Raw genomic sequence first — 17,773 nt, 5'->3', positions numbered from 1 at the left:
GCAGGCCATTCTAATTGTTTTCTATATGCTTAAGGTTAATGATCATCCTTAAACAAAAAACGCCTAGGAATTATCCCAGGCGTTTGCAAACGGTATCAAAAAATAGTGTACGAATATTTTTGAATAGATGTTCCCTACGCTGGTACGAGCCAAATCAGGTTCAAAGGGTCAGCATCTGAACGGACGCAATCTCAGCTGGCAACTTCCAGCCCCCCTACATTCTTAACTTATGAACTTTTCGTTGATTATTATACCCCTATGTATCTTCAAATGACAAGCTCGTATTTTTTAATCCCCCTTCCTTTGGTAATTTATTTTCCCATGGAGCCGCTGGATGAAAAAAAGCCCAGTTCTATAAAAGAACATGGGCTAATGAATTATTCCTCTTCTTTTTTCATTTTCATTACATGAGAAATGGAACCATCTGTAGCAATATCTATTTTAAAGGAACCATTCGAATGACGATCTGCGCGCGTTAAACCTTTGACATCAATGATTTCTTGCACACCTTTTTCTGTTTCAACAATGACTTGTTCCTCATCGCTTGCCTTTACTACCGCAACTACACGATGTGGATTGGCTTTTAATTCAGTTAACACTTTTAAACCACGTTTTGCTCTACTTGCCATATCGACTTCAGCGACATTCATCTTCTTCACAGCGCCTCGTTGGGTAACAATCACAACATACTCTGTATCAGACGGCTTTAATATTGTTACACCAGCAAGTACTTCCCCATCTTTTAACGTGATGCCTTTCACGCCACCCGTTTTAACACCTGTGACAGGAAGCTCTTCAATTGGGAAGCGGATAGCGTAGGCTGTATCGGTAATCAATAACAACTCTGCCTCGTCTGATACAATATCCGCCATTATCATTTCATCACCTGATTTAACATTCATCGTCTTAATCGGCTTCGAATAACGTGTCACTGCATAATCTGGCAGTGGCGAGCGTTTAATTTGACCTTCCTTTGTAGCCGTTAAAATATAGGTGTTTGGCTGTTCAAAGGAATCAAAACCATAGACTGCAAGAATCGTTTCATCTTCCCCTGTTGGCACAATACTTGAGATATGCTGTCCAAGATCTTTCCAACGAATATCTGGCAATTCATGTACAGGCTGATAAATATAATTCCCACGATTGGTGAACAACAATAGATGATGCTGGGTATTTAACGTTGCCTCATACAGTAAATAATCGGAGTCTTTCATGGCAAAATCTTGTCCATTAGATGCGGCATGCGAACGTGTAGATGTGCGCTTAATATAACCATCTTTTGTCACTGTGACCACCACATCTTCACTCGGAACAAGCACGTCTAACGTAATTTTAATTTCTTCAATCTCTTGTTCGATTTTCGAACGGCGCGGTTCAGAAAAACGTTTCTTTATATCAAGTAATTCTTGTTTAATGACACGAATAAGTTTCGCTCCACTATGCAAAATACCTTCTAGCTTCGCAATCAATGCATTTAACTCATCTTGTTCACGACGTAGCTCTGTAATATCCGTATTCGTTAAACGGTATAATTGTAAGCTCACAATCGCCTCAGATTGTACTTCAGTAAAGTCAAATTTCACCTGTAAATTTGTTTTTGCGTCGCGCTTATCATTCGATGACCGAATTGTTGCAATTACTTCATCTAAAATCGACAGCGCTTTAATCAAGCCATCAACAATATGAGAACGGTCTTTAGCCTTTTGTAAATCATAAATGGAGCGGTTTGTCACCACTTCTTTTTGATGGGCTATGTACGCATCAAGTAGCAGCGGCAATGTCATCATCGTTGGACGACGATTATGGATCGCAATCATATTAAAGTTATAGGCTACTTGCAAATCAGTAGTTTTAAATAAGTAATTTAAAATGCCCTGTGCTGGCACGTCTTTTTTCAACTCAATCACGACACGTAAACCCGTACGATCGGATTCATCTCGAATTTCCGCAATGCCTTCCAGTCGTTTATCGACGCGTTGTTCATCAATTTTCTTTACAAGATTCGCCTTATTTACATCATACGGTAATTCCGTTATAACGATTTGTTCTTTCCCGCCTTTTAATGGTTCTATGGCTGCTTGAGCACGAACAATAATTTTACCGCGTCCTGTTTCATAAGCCTTTTTAATACCATCGACACCTTGAATAATCCCTCCTGTTGGGAAGTCAGGACCTTTAATCACCGTCATAAGCTCATCGACAGAAGCATTCGGTTGATCTAAACGCATTAAAACGGCATCTAACACCTCATCAAGTGCATGTGGAGGAATATCTGTGGCATAACCGGCGGATATCCCTGTCGACCCGTTGACAAGTAAATTCGGGAAGCGAGCAGGCAATACCGTTGGCTCCATATCTTGATCATCAAAATTCGGTACAAATTCCACTGTCTTTTTACCGATATCACGTAGCATTTCAGCTGCAATTGCTGACAATCTTGCTTCTGTATAACGCATCGCAGCAGGTGGATCTCCATCAACAGAACCATTATTTCCGTGCATTTCTATCAGCATATGGCGCGCTTTCCAATCTTGACTCATTCGCACCATCGCTTCATATACCGAACTATCACCATGTGGATGGTAGTTACCGATTACATTTCCGACAGTTTTGGCAGACTTACGGAACGGTTTATCATTCGTATTGCCTTCCGTATACATTGCAAATAAAATACGTCGCTGTACAGGTTTAAGACCGTCGCGCGCATCTGGCAACGCTCGGTCTTGAATAATATATTTACTATAACGACCAAACCGGTCGCCCATTACTTCTTCTAATGGTAAATCTTGAAACTTTTCCGTACTACTCATGCTTGGTCCTCCTCTTGTTGGATGAATTCATTGTCTAAAATATTCGAATCATCCTCCATGCCGAAGTTAACATTTGCTTCGATCCATTTACGGCGCGGTTCTACCTTATCGCCCATTAACGTTGTCACGCGACGCTCAGCACGTGCTCCATCCTCAATCGTGACACGAATTAATGTACGTGTCTCTGGGTTCATCGTTGTATCCCATAGTTGGTCAGCATTCATCTCACCAAGTCCTTTATAACGTTGTAGGATATAGCCTTTCCCCACTTTTTTAATGGCTTTTTGTAAATCATTTTCGGTCCAAGCATATTCAATGACCTCTTTTTTCCCTACACCCTTAGATACTTTATAAAGTGGTGGCAACGCAATAAATACTTTGCCAGCCTCAATTAATGGGCGCATATAACGATAGAAGAATGTTAATAGTAGCACCTGAATATGTGCGCCATCCGTATCAGCATCGGTCATAATGACCACTTTATCGTAGGCTGAATCTTCTACTGAGAACTCCGCTCCGACTCCAGCACCAATAGCATGAATAATCGTGGAAATTTCCTCATTTTTCATAATATCTTGGAGCTTCGCTTTTTCGGTATTAATGACTTTACCGCGCAATGGTAAAATCGCCTGAAACGTACGATCTCGCCCTTGTTTCGCTGAACCGCCAGCAGAATCACCTTCGACTAAATATAATTCGTTTTTCGCAGCATTACGAGATTGTGCAGGTGTTAGCTTTCCTGAAAGAATGGTACTTCCTTTTTTACTTTTCTTCCCGTTACGAGCATCTTCGCGTGCTTTTCGCGCCGCTTCACGTACTTGTTGAGCACGAATCGCTTTTCGAACAAGCGATGCAGATAATTCGGCATTTTCTTCTAGCACATATAAAATTTGCTCAGAGACAACGCTATCGACTGCCGAACGCGCTTCACTTGTACCGAGCTTTCCTTTCGTTTGCCCTTCAAATTGTAATAAATGTTCAGGAATACGGACAGAAACGATTGCCGCTAAACCTTCGCGAATATCTGTCCCTTCTAGATTTTTATCTTTATCTTTTAGTAAGCCTATTTTCCGTGCATATTCATTGAAAACTCGTGTCAAGGCAGCTTTTGCACCGGTTTCATGTGTCCCACCATCACGTGTACGGACGTTATTTACAAACGATAAGATTGTTTCTGAATAACCATCGTTGAATTGGAAGGCAAATTCAACTTCGATATCGTCTTGCTCGCCCTCTACATATTTGACAGGATGAAGGACATCTTTTTCCTCATTCAAATACGCAACGAAAGCTTCAATGCCGTTTTCGTAAAAGAAAACATCACCTTTGCCTTCCTCGCGTTGATCAATTAACTCAATTTTTAATCCTTTTAATAAAAATGCAGACTCACGTAAACGTTCTGCAAGTGTATCATAATTGAATTTAGTGACGGAGAAGATTGTGTCATCTGGTAGGAAATGGACAAGTGTTCCTGTTTGCTTTGTCTGACCAATTTCTTCTAGAGTCGTCACAGGATGTCCGCCGTTTTCAAAACGCTGTTTATATTTTTTCCCATCGCGATGAATCGTCACTTCTAAAAATGTCGATAAGGCATTAACAACGGACGAGCCAACACCGTGTAAGCCGCCACTCGTTTTATAGCCGCCTTGTCCAAATTTACCACCTGCATGTAAAACTGTGAAAATAATTTCAGGGGTAGGTTTGCCCATTTTATGCATACCCGTTGGCATTCCACGTCCAAAATCTCGAACGCTTAAACTTTGATCTTTATGAATTGTGACAATGATATGAGAACCAAAGCCAGCAAGTGCTTCATCCACCGCATTATCTACGATTTCATATACAAGGTGATGAAGTCCTCTGCCATCTGTGGAACCGATATACATGCCGGGTCGCTTTCGTACCGCTTCTAATCCTTCTAATACTTGAATTGCGTCATCATTATAGACGCTAGGTGACTGTTTATTCGCCAAAAGATTCCCCTCCAAAAAACAAACGCATGTTCTGATTACGTTCTCATCCTAATAATAATAGCATTTCCTGTCAATAGCTAGTGACAGATATATATAATTTTTAATTTCGCTACAACGTAATTGCTTCTATGAACTATGTTTAGAGACCAATCAAGGGTAGGCTACTGTCATGAATGTCAGCAAATATTTTAAGCTTACTGCCTTGACTACCAAACAAAATCCACAACAACTGTAGGAGGCGCTATCTTCACTTAAGTGAGCATTGAACGCCTTCTAATTACTGAACACTCCAGCATACCAAAAACATCAGTGGTAGGCGTTTTTTTGTTGAGTGATGATTTTTAATAGCTTCACAAGAGAAATTACAGATAGACTTCTATTCTACCAAAGGAATGTGTGATTGACAAAATTGCCATTTTACCTATATTTTAAGAAAGCGCTTAGGTATTAATACAATACTAGTTCCGAATAACCGTACATAAGCTATTATAAGCCTGTGACTTTTGAAATCATGATGTGCTATTTCCTTTTGTATTGAATTCAAGGCTCATGATGAAATCTCCTTCATATCATTGTAGATTAAAGAGAAAAAGTGTAAAATACTTGTTACAAACTATTAGTACCAAGTGTTATTATTTGGATGAAAGGAGTCCACCTATGTTAAACGGACTTATTATTTTATGTGCCTATCTTATCGGCTCTATACCTTCCGGGTTATGGATTGGCAAAATATTTTACAAAACAGATATTCGCGAGCATGGTAGCGGCAATTTAGGGGCTACCAATACTTTCCGTATATTAGGGAAAAAAGCGGGTTTAGTGGTGACGGTGATGGATGTTTTAAAAGGAACAGCAGCCGTGTTACTAGTGATGCTACCAGTATTTGCTGATGTCACAATTCACTCACTTATTCTAGGGCTTGTTGCGGTCATTGGACATATGTTCCCTATCTTTGCAAGTTTCCGTGGCGGTAAAGCGGTTGCCACTTCAGCGGGCGTCCTCCTAGGCTATTCTTGGCCTTTATTTATTTTACTATTCATCACTTTTATCGTAACATTAAAGCTCACGAAAATTGTCAGCCTCACATCAATGATTGCGGCACTTGTAGCATTAATCTATTCGATAATCTATTTTTTTGTGACAGGCGATTTTGCATTAGGGATTTTAGTAGCCTTTTTATTTACCTTTATCATTTATCGACACCGAGCAAATATTTCGCGCATTAAAAATGGCACGGAGCCAAAAGTTAAATGGCTTTAAAAATGAAAGGAGTTCTCGCATGAATATCGCATTGACAGCGCAAGCTTTACAATGGTTTAAAAATGAAATGGAAGTCGAAAAAGGTGATTCAATTCGCTTTTACGCTAGATATGGCGGCTCAAGTCCCTTTCATGAAGGTTTTTCCCTAGGGATGACACGTGAAGAACCAATTGAGATAGGCGTTCAAACAGTAGTAGACGATGTCACATACTATATTGACGAAAAAGATCTATGGTTTTTTAACGATTATAATTTACACGTTGATGTAGACGAACAACTTCACGAATTAAAGTATGACTATATAAAATAACACAGTATTTCCTTTCTCTATTGAAAGGAAATACTGTTTTTTTATTTCAAGACTAAACCATCTTAAGTTTTCTCGGTTTGGTTTAGCTATCCGCAAAATTGACCATCCTCATACTAGTCAATCTATACTCTGAGGAGGAATATAAATGCCCGTTTCAAAAAACAACAATACCTCCCAACAGCAAAATCCAGCAACGAATTTACTGCACACTTCTCTTTCAGAAAATATTTTTACCATCAAAGAAGCACTTGGTCATAGTAATGATGTGATTATTCGTGAAATGATTATCGACAAACTTGATTGTTTGGCCATCGCTATTATTAACATTGATGGCATATCCGACAAAACGGTAATTACGGATTTTATACTAGAAAATCTACTGTTTGAAATTGACAACGAACCGGAAAATACAATTGACAACATAAACGACTATATGAAAAAACAATGTTTAGCGGTAGGTGATGTGAAAGATCTTTATGATTTTACTGCGTTATTTACGTCCATTTTAAATGGTGAGACCGTCATTGTCATAGAAGGGCAATCCGTGGCAATTGCGACAGATACTAAAAGCGCAAAAGATCGAGCCGTCACCGAGCCACAAACAGAATCTGTGATTAGAGGGCCCAGAGAGTCTTTTACGGAAACATTACGGACAAACACAGCACTCATTCGTCGAAAAATAAAAAGTCCTAATCTTTGGATAAAATCTCGGGTCATAGGAGAGGTAACCCAAACAGATGTAGCTGTTATGTATATCAATGGCATAGCAAATGACAAAATTGTACAAGAGGTGCTTGACCGCCTAGATAAAATTAAAATTGATGGCGTATTAGAAACTGGATATTTAGAGGATTTTATTCAGGACTCGAAATTTTCCATATTTCCTATGATTTATAATACAGAACGCCCAGATGTTATTGCCGGTGAATTATTAGAAGGTCGAATTGCAATATTAGTGGATGGCACACCTCTAGTGTTAACCGTCCCTGTCGTATTTACATCCTTTTTACAAGCTGCAGAAGATTATTACCAAAATTGGATTATTAGTTCCCTAATCCGCCTTTTACGTTTTTTTGGTATTTTGCTTGCATTAATTATGCCTTCTTTATATGTGGCTATTACGACCTTTCATCAAGAAATGCTACCGACGCCGATGCTTATTAGTATCGCTTCACAGCGAGAAGGCGTGCCCTTCCCCGCCGTCGTTGAAGCGCTAATTATGGAAGTTGCCTTTGAAATATTGCGTGAGGCAGGTCTACGAATGCCAAGAACGATTGGTCCAGCCGTATCCATTGTTGGTACGTTAGTAATCGGACAAGCTGCCGTAGAAGCGGGCGTAGTATCCGCAGTGATGGTCATTATCGTGGCATTAACAGCCATTTGTAGCTTCCTGTTTCCTTCTTACGGCTTATCAAACACGATTCGTGTCCTGCGCTTCCCTCTTATGATATTAGCTGCGATTTTTGGTTTATTTGGGGTGATGTTCGGCATTATGATGATTATTCTTCATTTATGTAGTTTAAGATCTTTTGGTGTTCCCTATATGAGTCCATTCGGGCCATTAATTGTGAAAGATCAAAAAGATGCGATGGTCTTATTCCCACGTAGAAAGTTATTTACAAGACCACGACTCGTTAGTCAACAAAATAATGTTCGAGAACAACAATATTACGAAAAAAGAACTAAACATTAAAGTGCAAATGAGGAATCCATCATGTCAAACAGAAAGATGATTTTGTTATTCTTAATCCTCACTTTAATATTGAGTGGTTGCTGGAGTAAGCGGGAGTTAAACGAATTAGCAATCGTCGTTGCACTAGGCATCGATAAAGTAGACGAGGATTTTGAAGTTTCCATTCAAGTAGTAGACCCGAGTCAAATTTCCTCAAAGCAACCATCTAGTGGCCGCGCACCCGTTGTTACCTACCATGCAAAGGGAAAAAGTGTGTTTGAAGCCATTAGAAGAATGACAACAATAACACCACGGAAACCTTATTTTGCTCATTTGCAAATTGTCGTAATTGGTGAAGGATTAGCAGAAGAGGGCTTAAACGAACCTCTAGATTTTATTGCGAGAGATCATGAATTTAGAAACGACTTTGATCTTGTAGTATCTCATAAAACAGCTGCAAAAGAAGTGCTGAATGTATTAACACCTATTGAAAAAATGCCAGCCAATAAATTATTAAATTCGATTAAGGTGTCAGAAAAATCATGGGGTTCAACCTTATCTGTTAGCACAGCTGAATTGCTCAACACCCTTAGTAGCAAAGAAAAAAGTGCCGTATTATCAGCAGTTGAGATACATGGAGATTTGCAATTAGGAATTGACCAAACCAATGTAGAAAGAATTAAAACACCTGTTGTTTTAAAATATGCGGGCATCGCTATCTTTAAAGAGGATAAATTAGTGGGGTTATTATCAGAAGATGACAGTATTTACTTTAATTACTTGAATAATAAAATTAAAAGTACAATAGAAGTTCTAGCATGCCCTAAAGGTGGAGAGTTATCAACAGAAATTACGAGTTCGTCCTCCAAAATTAAAGGGACTTTCAAAAATGGGACACCGCAAATCACCATTAAAATTGAAGTTACGCAAAATATTGGTGAAGTGAATTGTGCCATTAATTTAACCCAAAACAACACCATTCAACAGATTGACAAAAAGACAGCAGAAAAAATAAAAGAACATACAGAAAAAACATTAGCTATCATACAAAAAGATTATAAGCTCGATTTATTAGGCTTTGGCGAAGCACTCCATCGCAGCGATCCGCAAAAGTGGGAAAAGATTCATAAGGAATGGTCAACAATTTATCCTACTGTCCCAGTTACGATAGATGTGCAGGTCACAACCCAAGGATTAGGAACAATTCAAAACTCATTATTGTACAATTCAAAGGAGTAACCCACGATGTTTATTAGCATTACCGTCATACTTATTTCGTTGATTATTGCCTATATTATGATTCCTCCATTATTGAAAAAAGGCGAAAAAAAAACAATATTCGCCTTTTCTATTTTATTGTTTATAGGCGCAACATTAAATATCGCCATTGGTTTAAAAATAAATATCCCTAGCCCATTCAATTTCATTACGTTTATCTTTACACCTATTAGAAAAATATTATTATCATTTTTTCAATAAGAATGACAGAAAGGGTAGTGCATAATGGAAAAACAATTACTTAGTGCAAGACAATTCACAATCATTACCTTTCTCCATTCTATTGGGACGGCCATATTAATTGTGCCAGCGAGCATTACGAAGCAGCTTCATCAAGATGCATGGATTGGCGCAACTATTGGCGTCTTATTAAGCTTTTTAATCGTAAAATTGTATACAAGCGTTGGAAATCAAACACCGCATCTCACGTTTGTCGAAGCAAATGGAAAAATTTTAGGTAAATTTCTTGGAACTTTGACCTCTCTAGGGTTTATCACTCTCGCATTTTTTTCGGCTAGTGAATTATTATATTTTATTGGCATCTTTATGCAAACAGAAGTAATGCCCGAGACACCTACTTTGTCCTTTGCTGTATTATTTACCATTATTCTTGTTTTTGCATCGTTTCTAGGCATTGAAGTGTTTGCACGGTCTGCAGAAATCCTATTTCCCATATTTTTATTTATATTTCTTGTATTTCTTGTTTGTATTTCGCCACAAATTAATATCGAAAATATTCAACCCGTTTTCGAAACAAAGACACCATCATTAATAACGGGTATCCTTAAATTTATGAGTATTTTTTCATTCCCGCTCGTTATGTTACTTATGATTTTCCCCTCTGCTGTCAATATCTCGAAAGCCGCACAAAAGGGATTTTATTTCGGCACGATTTGCGGAGGAATTGTCTTAATAATCATTATAGCCCTATCAACACTCGTTATTGGTCCAACGAATACTTCCATTGAGACATTTCCTAGCTATGCACTGGCTCAACGGATTTCTATAGGCAATTTTTTTCAACGTGTTGAAGTTGTTATGGCTGTCATGTGGATTATCTCCATCTATATTCGAACTTTTCTCTATTTTTATGCATCTGCAATAGGTATAGCACAAATACTAAATATTAAAGATCCCCGACCATTGATTTTGCCATTAGGAATGTGCATGATTGCGCTGTCTCAAATTGTTCATCCGAATATTGTGCATTCTAATAATTACAATCAAAAAATTTGGCCGCTGTATTCAGGGTTATTTACTGTCTTGTTAGCCCTATTATTACTAGTCATTGCAAAAATGCGAAAGATTAAAAGCAAAACAGCAACTGACCAAAATACATTAAATTCAAGTGAAACACCGTAAAAAAAATCCAATTTCTCTCTATTGAGAAATTGGATTTTTTAGATCTTCACAAAAGCAAATGGTAAGCAACCAATTAGATATGGTATTCAATTTCATCAACAAAATCCCATTCATACGGCGTTTCTTGATAAACATAGTAGTTTAGCCAGTTGGAGAATAATAAATGGGTATGTGCTCGCCATGTATTAATAGGTTCTTTAGATGGGTCATCATGCGGGAAATAGTTAACAGGCACTGCAATATCAATTCCTTTTGCCACATCGCGACTGTATTCATCGGCTAATGTTGTCGCATCGTATTCTAAATGTCCAGTAATCATAATATTTTTATTATCTTTTGATTGCACGATAAAAACGCCTGCATCTTCTGAATAAGATAGTAACCGTAATTCCGGGTGATTGCGTACTTCATCAATTGAAACAGAAGTGTACCTAGAATGTGGTGCTGTAAATAAGTCACTAAATCCTCTTACTAAATCGACCGTTAAATCCGTAATCACATGTGAATATACACCCGAACACTTTTCTGGTAATTCAAATTTCCCGATTCCATAATGATGATATAAGGCAGCCTGTGCACCCCAACAGATATGCAAGACAGACGTGACATTCTTAGCAGACCAATCCATTATCTCCGAGATTTCTTCCCAATAATTCACTTCTTCAAATGCCATTTTTTCCACTGGTGCACCCGTAATGATCATCCCGTCAAAGCGACGATGACGTATCTCATTAAATGTTGAATAAAAGAGTTGTAAATGCGATTTACTAACATTTTTAGACTCGTGTGTTGCTGTATTTAAAAATGTTATATTGACTTGTAACGGCGTATTACCAAGTAATCGAAGTAATTGTAATTCTGTTTTCTCTTTTTCCGGCATTAAATTAAATATTAAAATATTTAACGGACGAATTTGTTGTGTTTTGGCACGGTCTTCTTCCATGACGAATATTTTTTCCTCACGTAAATGTTCTCCAGCTGGTAAGTTTTTCGGAATATTAATTGGCATATTGTAGTCCCCTTTTCTCTTATTTTTTTCTCTCTATGTAAAATTAAAAAATCCCCCTCATTCCATAAGAGCAAGAATGAGAAGGATAATTATCACGTTCACTCTTATCTCTCAAAGGAAAAATCCTTTGGTGGAATTAGCACCTTTCTAACAATGTTAGAGGTTGCTGAAGCGTCATAGGGCCAAATCCCTCAGCTTCTCTTGATAAGATTATTCAATTAAAAAGAATTGTATCATGAACAATTAAGAATTTCAATAATACATAGAATATTTTGTATTTAAACGAATGGAAGCTTATGAATTGTTAAACACTACTATCAAGTTATATTTTTGACATCCAGTGCCAATTCCAAAAGGCATATACGAAAATTAATGGAACCAATAAATCGTAATGGCAATCATAGAGGTATTATGTTAACATATACCTTTAGTAACAGAGAGGAACGTGAATATTTTGATTAAAATTGAACTCCCAAAACCAGACTTAGTAATCCGTCAACGTGAGCAAGTGTTAAAACCAGGGGATGTAGAAATTACGCCTTTTCACGGTTTTATTGATTTCCATAAAATCACTCGCGAAAAAGGTGGCATTTTCTTATTTTATAATGAAAAAAATGAACTATTATTTGTAGGGAAAGCACGTAAAATTCGCCAACGTATTAAAAAGCATTTTGAAGATAATGTATCACCAATGAAAAAATACCGTGATGAAATTTTCAAAATCGAAGTGTATGAAATTGATGATCCAATGGAACGTGAAATTTACGAAACATATGCGATTAACACATTCCGTGCAAAATATAATCTAGATAAAGTATTTTATTAAGATTCAAACCGTTAGCATAATGTATGCTAACGGTTTGAGATTGTCGACAAAAGGCATCAAGAAGTTCTAACCTTGATGCCTTTTGTCATTTTTTATAGTAAATAATTGGATTTCATTCCCAAGTCGACCATTCTCTATGAGCATATCTACTCTCCTTAAGCAGCTTGCCATGTCCAAGTAGCAAGCTTTTTCAAGTTCATGGCAGCAAAAGTAAGCATCGCCTGCATGGACAATTTTTTAAGACCCCTTAAGTTTGTCCATCGCATACCATGCTTTTCTTTTGCATCTGCAAAGACACGTTCAATCGTTTCTTTGCGCTTTGCATAAATTTGTTTAATATCATATGAATGGCGTAAATGTTCAGCTTCTTCCATATATGTTTCCCATATATGACGTTGAATAAGTTTTTGATGATTCTTGCTTTCTGTACATTGTGATAGCCAGGGGCAATTAGCACAAATCGTTGGATTCGATTTATATTGGCGATACCCTTCCTTTGTGGTTGTCGTATATTTCAATACCTGCCCTTGTGGGCAAAGATAACAATTATAGTACTCATCGTACACATATTCATGCTTTCGAAAGAAACCATCTTTTGTTTTAGGACGTGTATAAGGGAGAACAGGTAACATTTGATTCTCTAATAAAAAGTTAGTGATGGCAGGTGTTTTATAAGCAGCATCCGCAGCAATCGCTAATGGCTTTTTCACTTTTTCAATGATTTTTTCAACAAGTGGCTGCAATACATAGCTGTCGTGCACATTTCCTGGAGTCACAATCGTACCTAATACAAAACCTTTTTCATCTGTCGCTGCATGAAATGAATACGCAAACTGCTTAGTCCGTTCATCCTTAACATAATAACCACTCTCAGGGTCTGTCGTACTTTCCTTGATTTCTTTCCATTCGTCTTTTTCAAATTTCTCTGGAGGGAAGGGCTTTTTTCCGTGTTCCTCACGATCAATATTTAATTCCAGTTGAAGTTTCTCTTCATAAGCACGTGTTTCTTTTCGAACGACTTTTTTATCATACTTTCGCTTATTAGCGCTTGCCTTTACATGCGTGGAATCAATAAATACATGGTCCGCGTGCAGGAGACCCTTCTTCAGAATTTCTTTTAGAATACGATAGAAAATTTGTTCAAACACGTCTGTGTCTTGAAACCGTCGCGCATAATTTTTACCGAAGGTAGAAAAGTGTGGAACTTCTGTATGGAAGCCAAATCCTAAAAACCAACGATAGGCCATGTTCGTTTCAATTTCTTTAATAGTTTGACGCATTGAGCGAATACCGAAAACATATTGAATAAAGGTCATTTTAAAGAGAACAACAGGGTCAATACTTGGACGCCCTAAAGATGAATAGAGGTTTTCCACTAATGGATAGATAAACGAAAAATCAATCGCTGCCTCTAGTTTTCGGACTAAATGGTCTTGTGGCACCAATTGGTCAATTGTCAATATTTCTAATTGTTCACGTTCATTGATTTGATTTTTCGACATCATTTTCCATCACCTCAAATAGATTATTTTATTTATAGTTGATTGATAGCAATTCATATCAAGTTGATTGGAGCGAAGGGCGGGCGACTCCTGCGGGAACGCACAGTACGTAAGACGCAACAGACCGCGCGTTAGCGAGGGTTGCGGCTTACGATGTGCCCGCGGAAAGCGCCCGAACGTAGCGGAAATCAACGGGAGTAGACATCTATTTTTATTTTAAAATGAAAAAAGACTGTAGGCAAACTCGAAATTTTTCGAGTTTGTCTACAGTCTGAAACCGTTAGCATAATGTATGCTAACGGTTTTTCTATACTATAGCGTCCAAAATGAAAACCCAACCCCAAGCGTTGTCTCTCGGGGTTGGGTTTTCATTATTAAATAAATAGTTTTTCATCTTTAAATTTATGAGCTGTTAGCCAACTGACGATAACAAAGATAATTAATGAAGCTATGATAGGGATAGTCACCGTATGCATACCAAATATCGTTGGATAAAAGCGATCAATCATAATATATAACGTCATCCCCGTAATCATGGACGCAATCGCCCCGTATTTATTGGCCTTTTGCCAATACAACCCTAGGACAACTGACCAAATAAAGACCGCTTCTAAGCCGCCAAATGCAAATAAATTGAGCCAAACTAGTAAATCTGGCGGATTTAATGCAAATACAACGACTGCTAAACCAATCACTGTTGTTACCACGAAGCTAGCACACTTGATTTCTCTATCATTGGCAGTAGGCTTGATATAATTCAAATAAATATCCTTTACCACTGTTGAACTAACTAGCATCAGCAACGCATTCACGGTAGACATCGTCGCTGCCATCGGTGCTGCTAACACAATGCCCGCTAAAAACGGCGGCAACACTTTTAACGTAAGCAACGGCATTACCTTATCGCCAATTTCAATGCCAGGGATTACTGGACGGGCTAATACACCAATCAAGTGCATCCCGAACATAATTGTCCCAATAGCAATTGTGCCAATAATTATCGCCAAATGCATGCTTTTGGAATCTTTATAGCTCATGGCGCGGACGGCTATTTGAGGGAGCCCTACCACACCAATGCCGATTAAAATCCAAAATGTTGAGACGTACAATGGTGTCAGTTCCCCTTCAGCACCAAATGGTGACACTAGGTTTGGATTTTCTGCAACAAGGGACGTCATAATTTGATCGATGCCACCACCGGCAACGATTGTCCCAATCAGTAAAATAACAGTACCAATCACCATAATGGAACCTTGAACCGTATCCGTTAACGCTACAGCACGGAATCCTCCGATAATCACATAAATTAATACTGAAACAGCAAAAATAAAGAGTGCTGCTGTATAGTCAAGACCGGTTAATGATTCAATTAAGCGCGCGCCCCCGACCCATTGTGCCATCATCGCAGAAAATAAAAAGACAATAATACTAATCGCTGACAATATAACGATGACATGGCTTTTGTAGCGTTCACGTAAAAAATCAATTAATGTAATCGCTTGATAGCGGCGAGCAATAATAGCAAATTTCTTGCCTAGTATCATCAGTACAAAATAGCCTGCTGGCAGTTGAGCCATCGCTAACAAGACCCATCCGAGCCCTTTATTATAAGCAACACCAGGTCCACCGATAAAACTACTTGCACTACCATACGTGGCAATCATCGTCATTGCTAGGATAAAGCCACCCATTTCACGACCGCCAAGAAAATATTCCTGTAAAAATGAATTCGATGAACGAACATGCTTATTCGCCCATATGCCAATCCCAAAAATAATAATTAAAAAAACAAGAAGCGGAAAAATAACTTGCCAATGCATTATTCATCCACCTCCCCGTCATCAAATGGTACCTCTTTAAAAAAGAGCTTTAAGACGAGCCAGATTAATACAATCATAAAACCTGTTCCAGCGATGCAACTATAGAAAAACCAAGCTGGGAAACCCAATACATACGAATACGTTGTTGGATCCCCCGAACCTAGACCATAGGCAAAGCCGTACCAAATCGCAAAGTTGACAAATACAAGCCCAATGCCAATAAGCGCCTCACGATGCGCAATTTTAAAGCGTTGATCTTTCAAAATAGAATCCCCCTAACCTACTCTATTTTACTGTGATGTAGGACTAATGGGAAGCATTGTGAGAAAAGTAGATAAAAAAAGCGAAAGTTAGCGAACAATACCTATCAAATGGGTATCTTACAAGGCTCCAATCAGGAATACGCTTTCTGCCTTTTCGGGTGATTTTTGTGGCGATTTCCCCCTTCTTATTGGCGATTTCACACACCTTACCAATCTTCAAGAGCTTTTTAATTGCAATTGAAGCGCTTTTTTATCAATTTTCCCAACAATCGTTTTTGGTAATTCATCAATCATAATAATTTTTTTCGGGATTTTATAGTGTCCTAAATGGCTTCGACATAGGTTTTCTACTTCGTCTACTACAGTATCTGACTGATTATGGCAAACAATAAATGCCGTGACAATTTCCCCCCAGTAGTTATCTGGTGCTCCGATGACTGCCGCTTCTTTTACGAGCTGATGACGAAGTATGCATTGCTCCACTTCTTGCGGATAGACGTTCTCCCCGCCACTAATAATCATGTCTTTCCTGCGACCGACGATATAAAAATACCCTTCTTCATCCATTGTCGCTAAATCACCAGTCCTTAACCAGCCATCTCGTATCGTATTGTCCGTTTCCTGCTGATTATTCCAATAAAATTGAAACATATGCTTACCTCTAACGAACAGTTCGCCTACTTCATGGGCAGCGCAGCTTTCACCCGCTTGATTAATAATTTTCGCCTCATTAAATTGCATACTTTTACCCACTGCCCCCTTTTTGACATAGGCTTCTTCACGTGAGATATAAAAATTGTTCGGTCCAGCCTCTGTTAAGCCATAACCTTCTTTAAAAAAAAGTCCCTTTTTAAAAAACGCATCATATATTGGAAGAGGGCACGGTGCGCCGCCAGATAAAAACACCTTGACAGTGGGAAAACTACTTTTGTGAAAATAGTTTGTCGTGATCATGGCTTGATACATCGTTGGGACAAAAAGCGAAATCGTTGTCTTATAGAAATTAATTGCTTTGAGTGCTGTTTCCGCTTCAAACTTATCACCGATAACAACGGTCCCCCCCGCCATTAACAATGGAATGGATAGTGCGTTAAGCCCACCCGTATGAAACATGGGCATATAGTTTAACGTACAATCGTCTTCACATAACCCCCAACTAATAATTGTATTAATTGCATTCCAATTTACAGAATTGAAAGACAACACTACCCCCTTTGCTTTGCCAGTTGTGCCACCTGTGTAAATCATTAGCCAAGGTTCATTTAAATCCAGTTCTATCGAGCTAGCAATAGTCGCTGACGGCAGAACTTGTTGAATAGGGTGCATCGTTGCTAGTTGTAAAGGGCATGGTATTTCTTGATCATATAAAAGTAAAGAAGGGGTAGCATCCGCAACAATGTCATTTAACTCCTCTGTACTTAAGCGCCAGTTTAAAGGAACATAAATCAGCCCTCGTAATCCACAAGCAAATAATATAGCAAATAAGTGACTATTATTTCGAGAAAAAACCGCTACTCGGCTACCTGCCTGTAATCCTTGATTTTCGAAAAAATGGCTCCATTTGGCGATTTCAAGTGTTAATTGCCGATAAGTCCATTGTTCGTTTGTTTCTAAGTTCACTAATGCTAGCCGATTCGGTGTTAAAGATGCACGATTTAAAATCCAAGCTTGCTCTGCAAACATCTTGA

General features: G+C 38.3%; 14 protein-coding genes and 2 riboswitches. Of the genes, 7 read left to right on the top strand and 7 right to left on the bottom strand.

Annotated elements, in window-relative coordinates; genetic code table 11:
- Window positions 1–114: 114 nt before the first annotated feature.
- A riboswitch (TPP riboswitch) is annotated at window positions 115–226 on the bottom strand.
- A 151-nt stretch (window positions 227–377) separates the two neighbouring features.
- Both parC and parE read right to left on the bottom strand, forming a co-directional pair.
- Entirely contained in the window at window positions 378–2,810 is a 2,433-nt protein-coding gene (gene parC, locus MHH88_RS10505; RefSeq protein ID WP_339262857.1) for a DNA topoisomerase IV subunit A, read from the bottom strand.
- Window positions 2,807–4,783 carry a DNA topoisomerase IV subunit B gene (gene parE / locus MHH88_RS10500; RefSeq protein ID WP_069512651.1) on the bottom strand — a complete coding sequence of 659 codons (1,977 nt, stop codon included), beginning with the start codon at window positions 4,781–4,783 and terminating at the stop codon, window positions 2,807–2,809. The genes parC and parE overlap by 4 nt, the downstream gene beginning before the upstream one ends.
- 657 nt (window positions 4,784–5,440) lie before the next feature.
- Between parE and plsY the strand changes: the two genes are divergently transcribed.
- From plsY to MHH88_RS10470, 6 genes are all read left to right on the top strand, one after another.
- The gene (gene plsY / locus MHH88_RS10495) at window positions 5,441–6,043 is read left to right on the top strand and encodes a glycerol-3-phosphate 1-O-acyltransferase PlsY (protein WP_103976644.1); all 603 of its coding nucleotides are present in this window, start codon (window positions 5,441–5,443) and stop codon (window positions 6,041–6,043) included.
- Window positions 6,044–6,062: 19 nt separating this feature from the next.
- Entirely contained in the window at window positions 6,063–6,353 is a 291-nt protein-coding gene (locus tag MHH88_RS10490; protein ID WP_069512653.1) for a HesB/YadR/YfhF family protein, read from the top strand.
- A gap of 145 nt (window positions 6,354–6,498) precedes the next feature.
- On the top strand, window positions 6,499–8,046 hold the full coding sequence (locus MHH88_RS10485; protein ID WP_339262856.1) for a spore germination protein: 1,548 nt from the start codon (window positions 6,499–6,501) through the stop codon (window positions 8,044–8,046).
- A gap of 21 nt (window positions 8,047–8,067) precedes the next feature.
- On the top strand, window positions 8,068–9,264 hold the full coding sequence (locus tag MHH88_RS10480; protein ID WP_339262855.1) for a Ger(x)C family spore germination protein: 1,197 nt from the start codon (window positions 8,068–8,070) through the stop codon (window positions 9,262–9,264).
- Between the two features lie 6 nt (window positions 9,265–9,270).
- Window positions 9,271–9,504 (top strand): hypothetical protein, encoded by a 234-nt coding sequence (locus tag MHH88_RS10475; RefSeq protein ID WP_069512656.1) that lies wholly within the window; start codon window positions 9,271–9,273, stop codon window positions 9,502–9,504.
- 24 nt (window positions 9,505–9,528) lie between these two features.
- Entirely contained in the window at window positions 9,529–10,665 is a 1,137-nt protein-coding gene (locus MHH88_RS10470) for an endospore germination permease (RefSeq protein ID WP_339262853.1), read from the top strand.
- A gap of 73 nt (window positions 10,666–10,738) precedes the next feature.
- Here MHH88_RS10470 and metA read toward each other — a convergent pair whose 3' ends face one another.
- Window positions 10,739–11,674, bottom strand: a complete 936-nt coding sequence (metA, locus tag MHH88_RS10465; protein ID WP_069512658.1) for a homoserine O-succinyltransferase — start codon at window positions 11,672–11,674, stop codon at window positions 10,739–10,741.
- Window positions 11,675–11,775: 101 nt separating this feature from the next.
- A riboswitch (SAM riboswitch) is annotated at window positions 11,776–11,885 on the bottom strand.
- Window positions 11,886–12,128: 243 nt separating this feature from the next.
- On the opposite strand from metA, the gene MHH88_RS10460 reads away from it, so the two are divergent.
- On the top strand, window positions 12,129–12,500 hold the full coding sequence (locus MHH88_RS10460) for a nucleotide excision repair endonuclease (protein WP_024361792.1): 372 nt from the start codon (window positions 12,129–12,131) through the stop codon (window positions 12,498–12,500).
- 155 nt (window positions 12,501–12,655) lie between these two features.
- Here MHH88_RS10460 and MHH88_RS10455 read toward each other — a convergent pair whose 3' ends face one another.
- From MHH88_RS10455 to MHH88_RS10440, 4 genes are all read right to left on the bottom strand, one after another.
- Window positions 12,656–14,005: an IS1182 family transposase gene (locus MHH88_RS10455; protein WP_339258423.1), complete on the bottom strand. Its 1,350-nt coding sequence runs from the start codon at window positions 14,003–14,005 to the stop codon at window positions 12,656–12,658.
- Between the two features lie 371 nt (window positions 14,006–14,376).
- Entirely contained in the window at window positions 14,377–15,822 is a 1,446-nt protein-coding gene (panF, locus tag MHH88_RS10450; protein ID WP_339262852.1) for a sodium/pantothenate symporter, read from the bottom strand.
- Window positions 15,822–16,085, bottom strand: coding sequence for a YhdT family protein (locus MHH88_RS10445; protein ID WP_069512660.1), 264 nt, complete (start codon window positions 16,083–16,085; stop codon window positions 15,822–15,824). Before MHH88_RS10445 ends, panF begins: the two co-directional genes overlap by 1 nt.
- Window positions 16,086–16,301: 216 nt before the next feature.
- Entirely contained in the window at window positions 16,302–17,768 is a 1,467-nt protein-coding gene (locus tag MHH88_RS10440; protein WP_339262850.1) for an AMP-binding protein, read from the bottom strand.
- Window positions 17,769–17,773: the final 5 nt, after the last annotated feature.

This window comes from Lysinibacillus sp. FSL K6-3209 (assembly GCF_037976175.1).
GTDB classification, from domain to species: Bacteria; Bacillota; Bacilli; order Bacillales_A; family Planococcaceae; genus Lysinibacillus; species Lysinibacillus sphaericus_D.
This window is presented reverse-complemented; position numbering and strand designations above follow the sequence as displayed.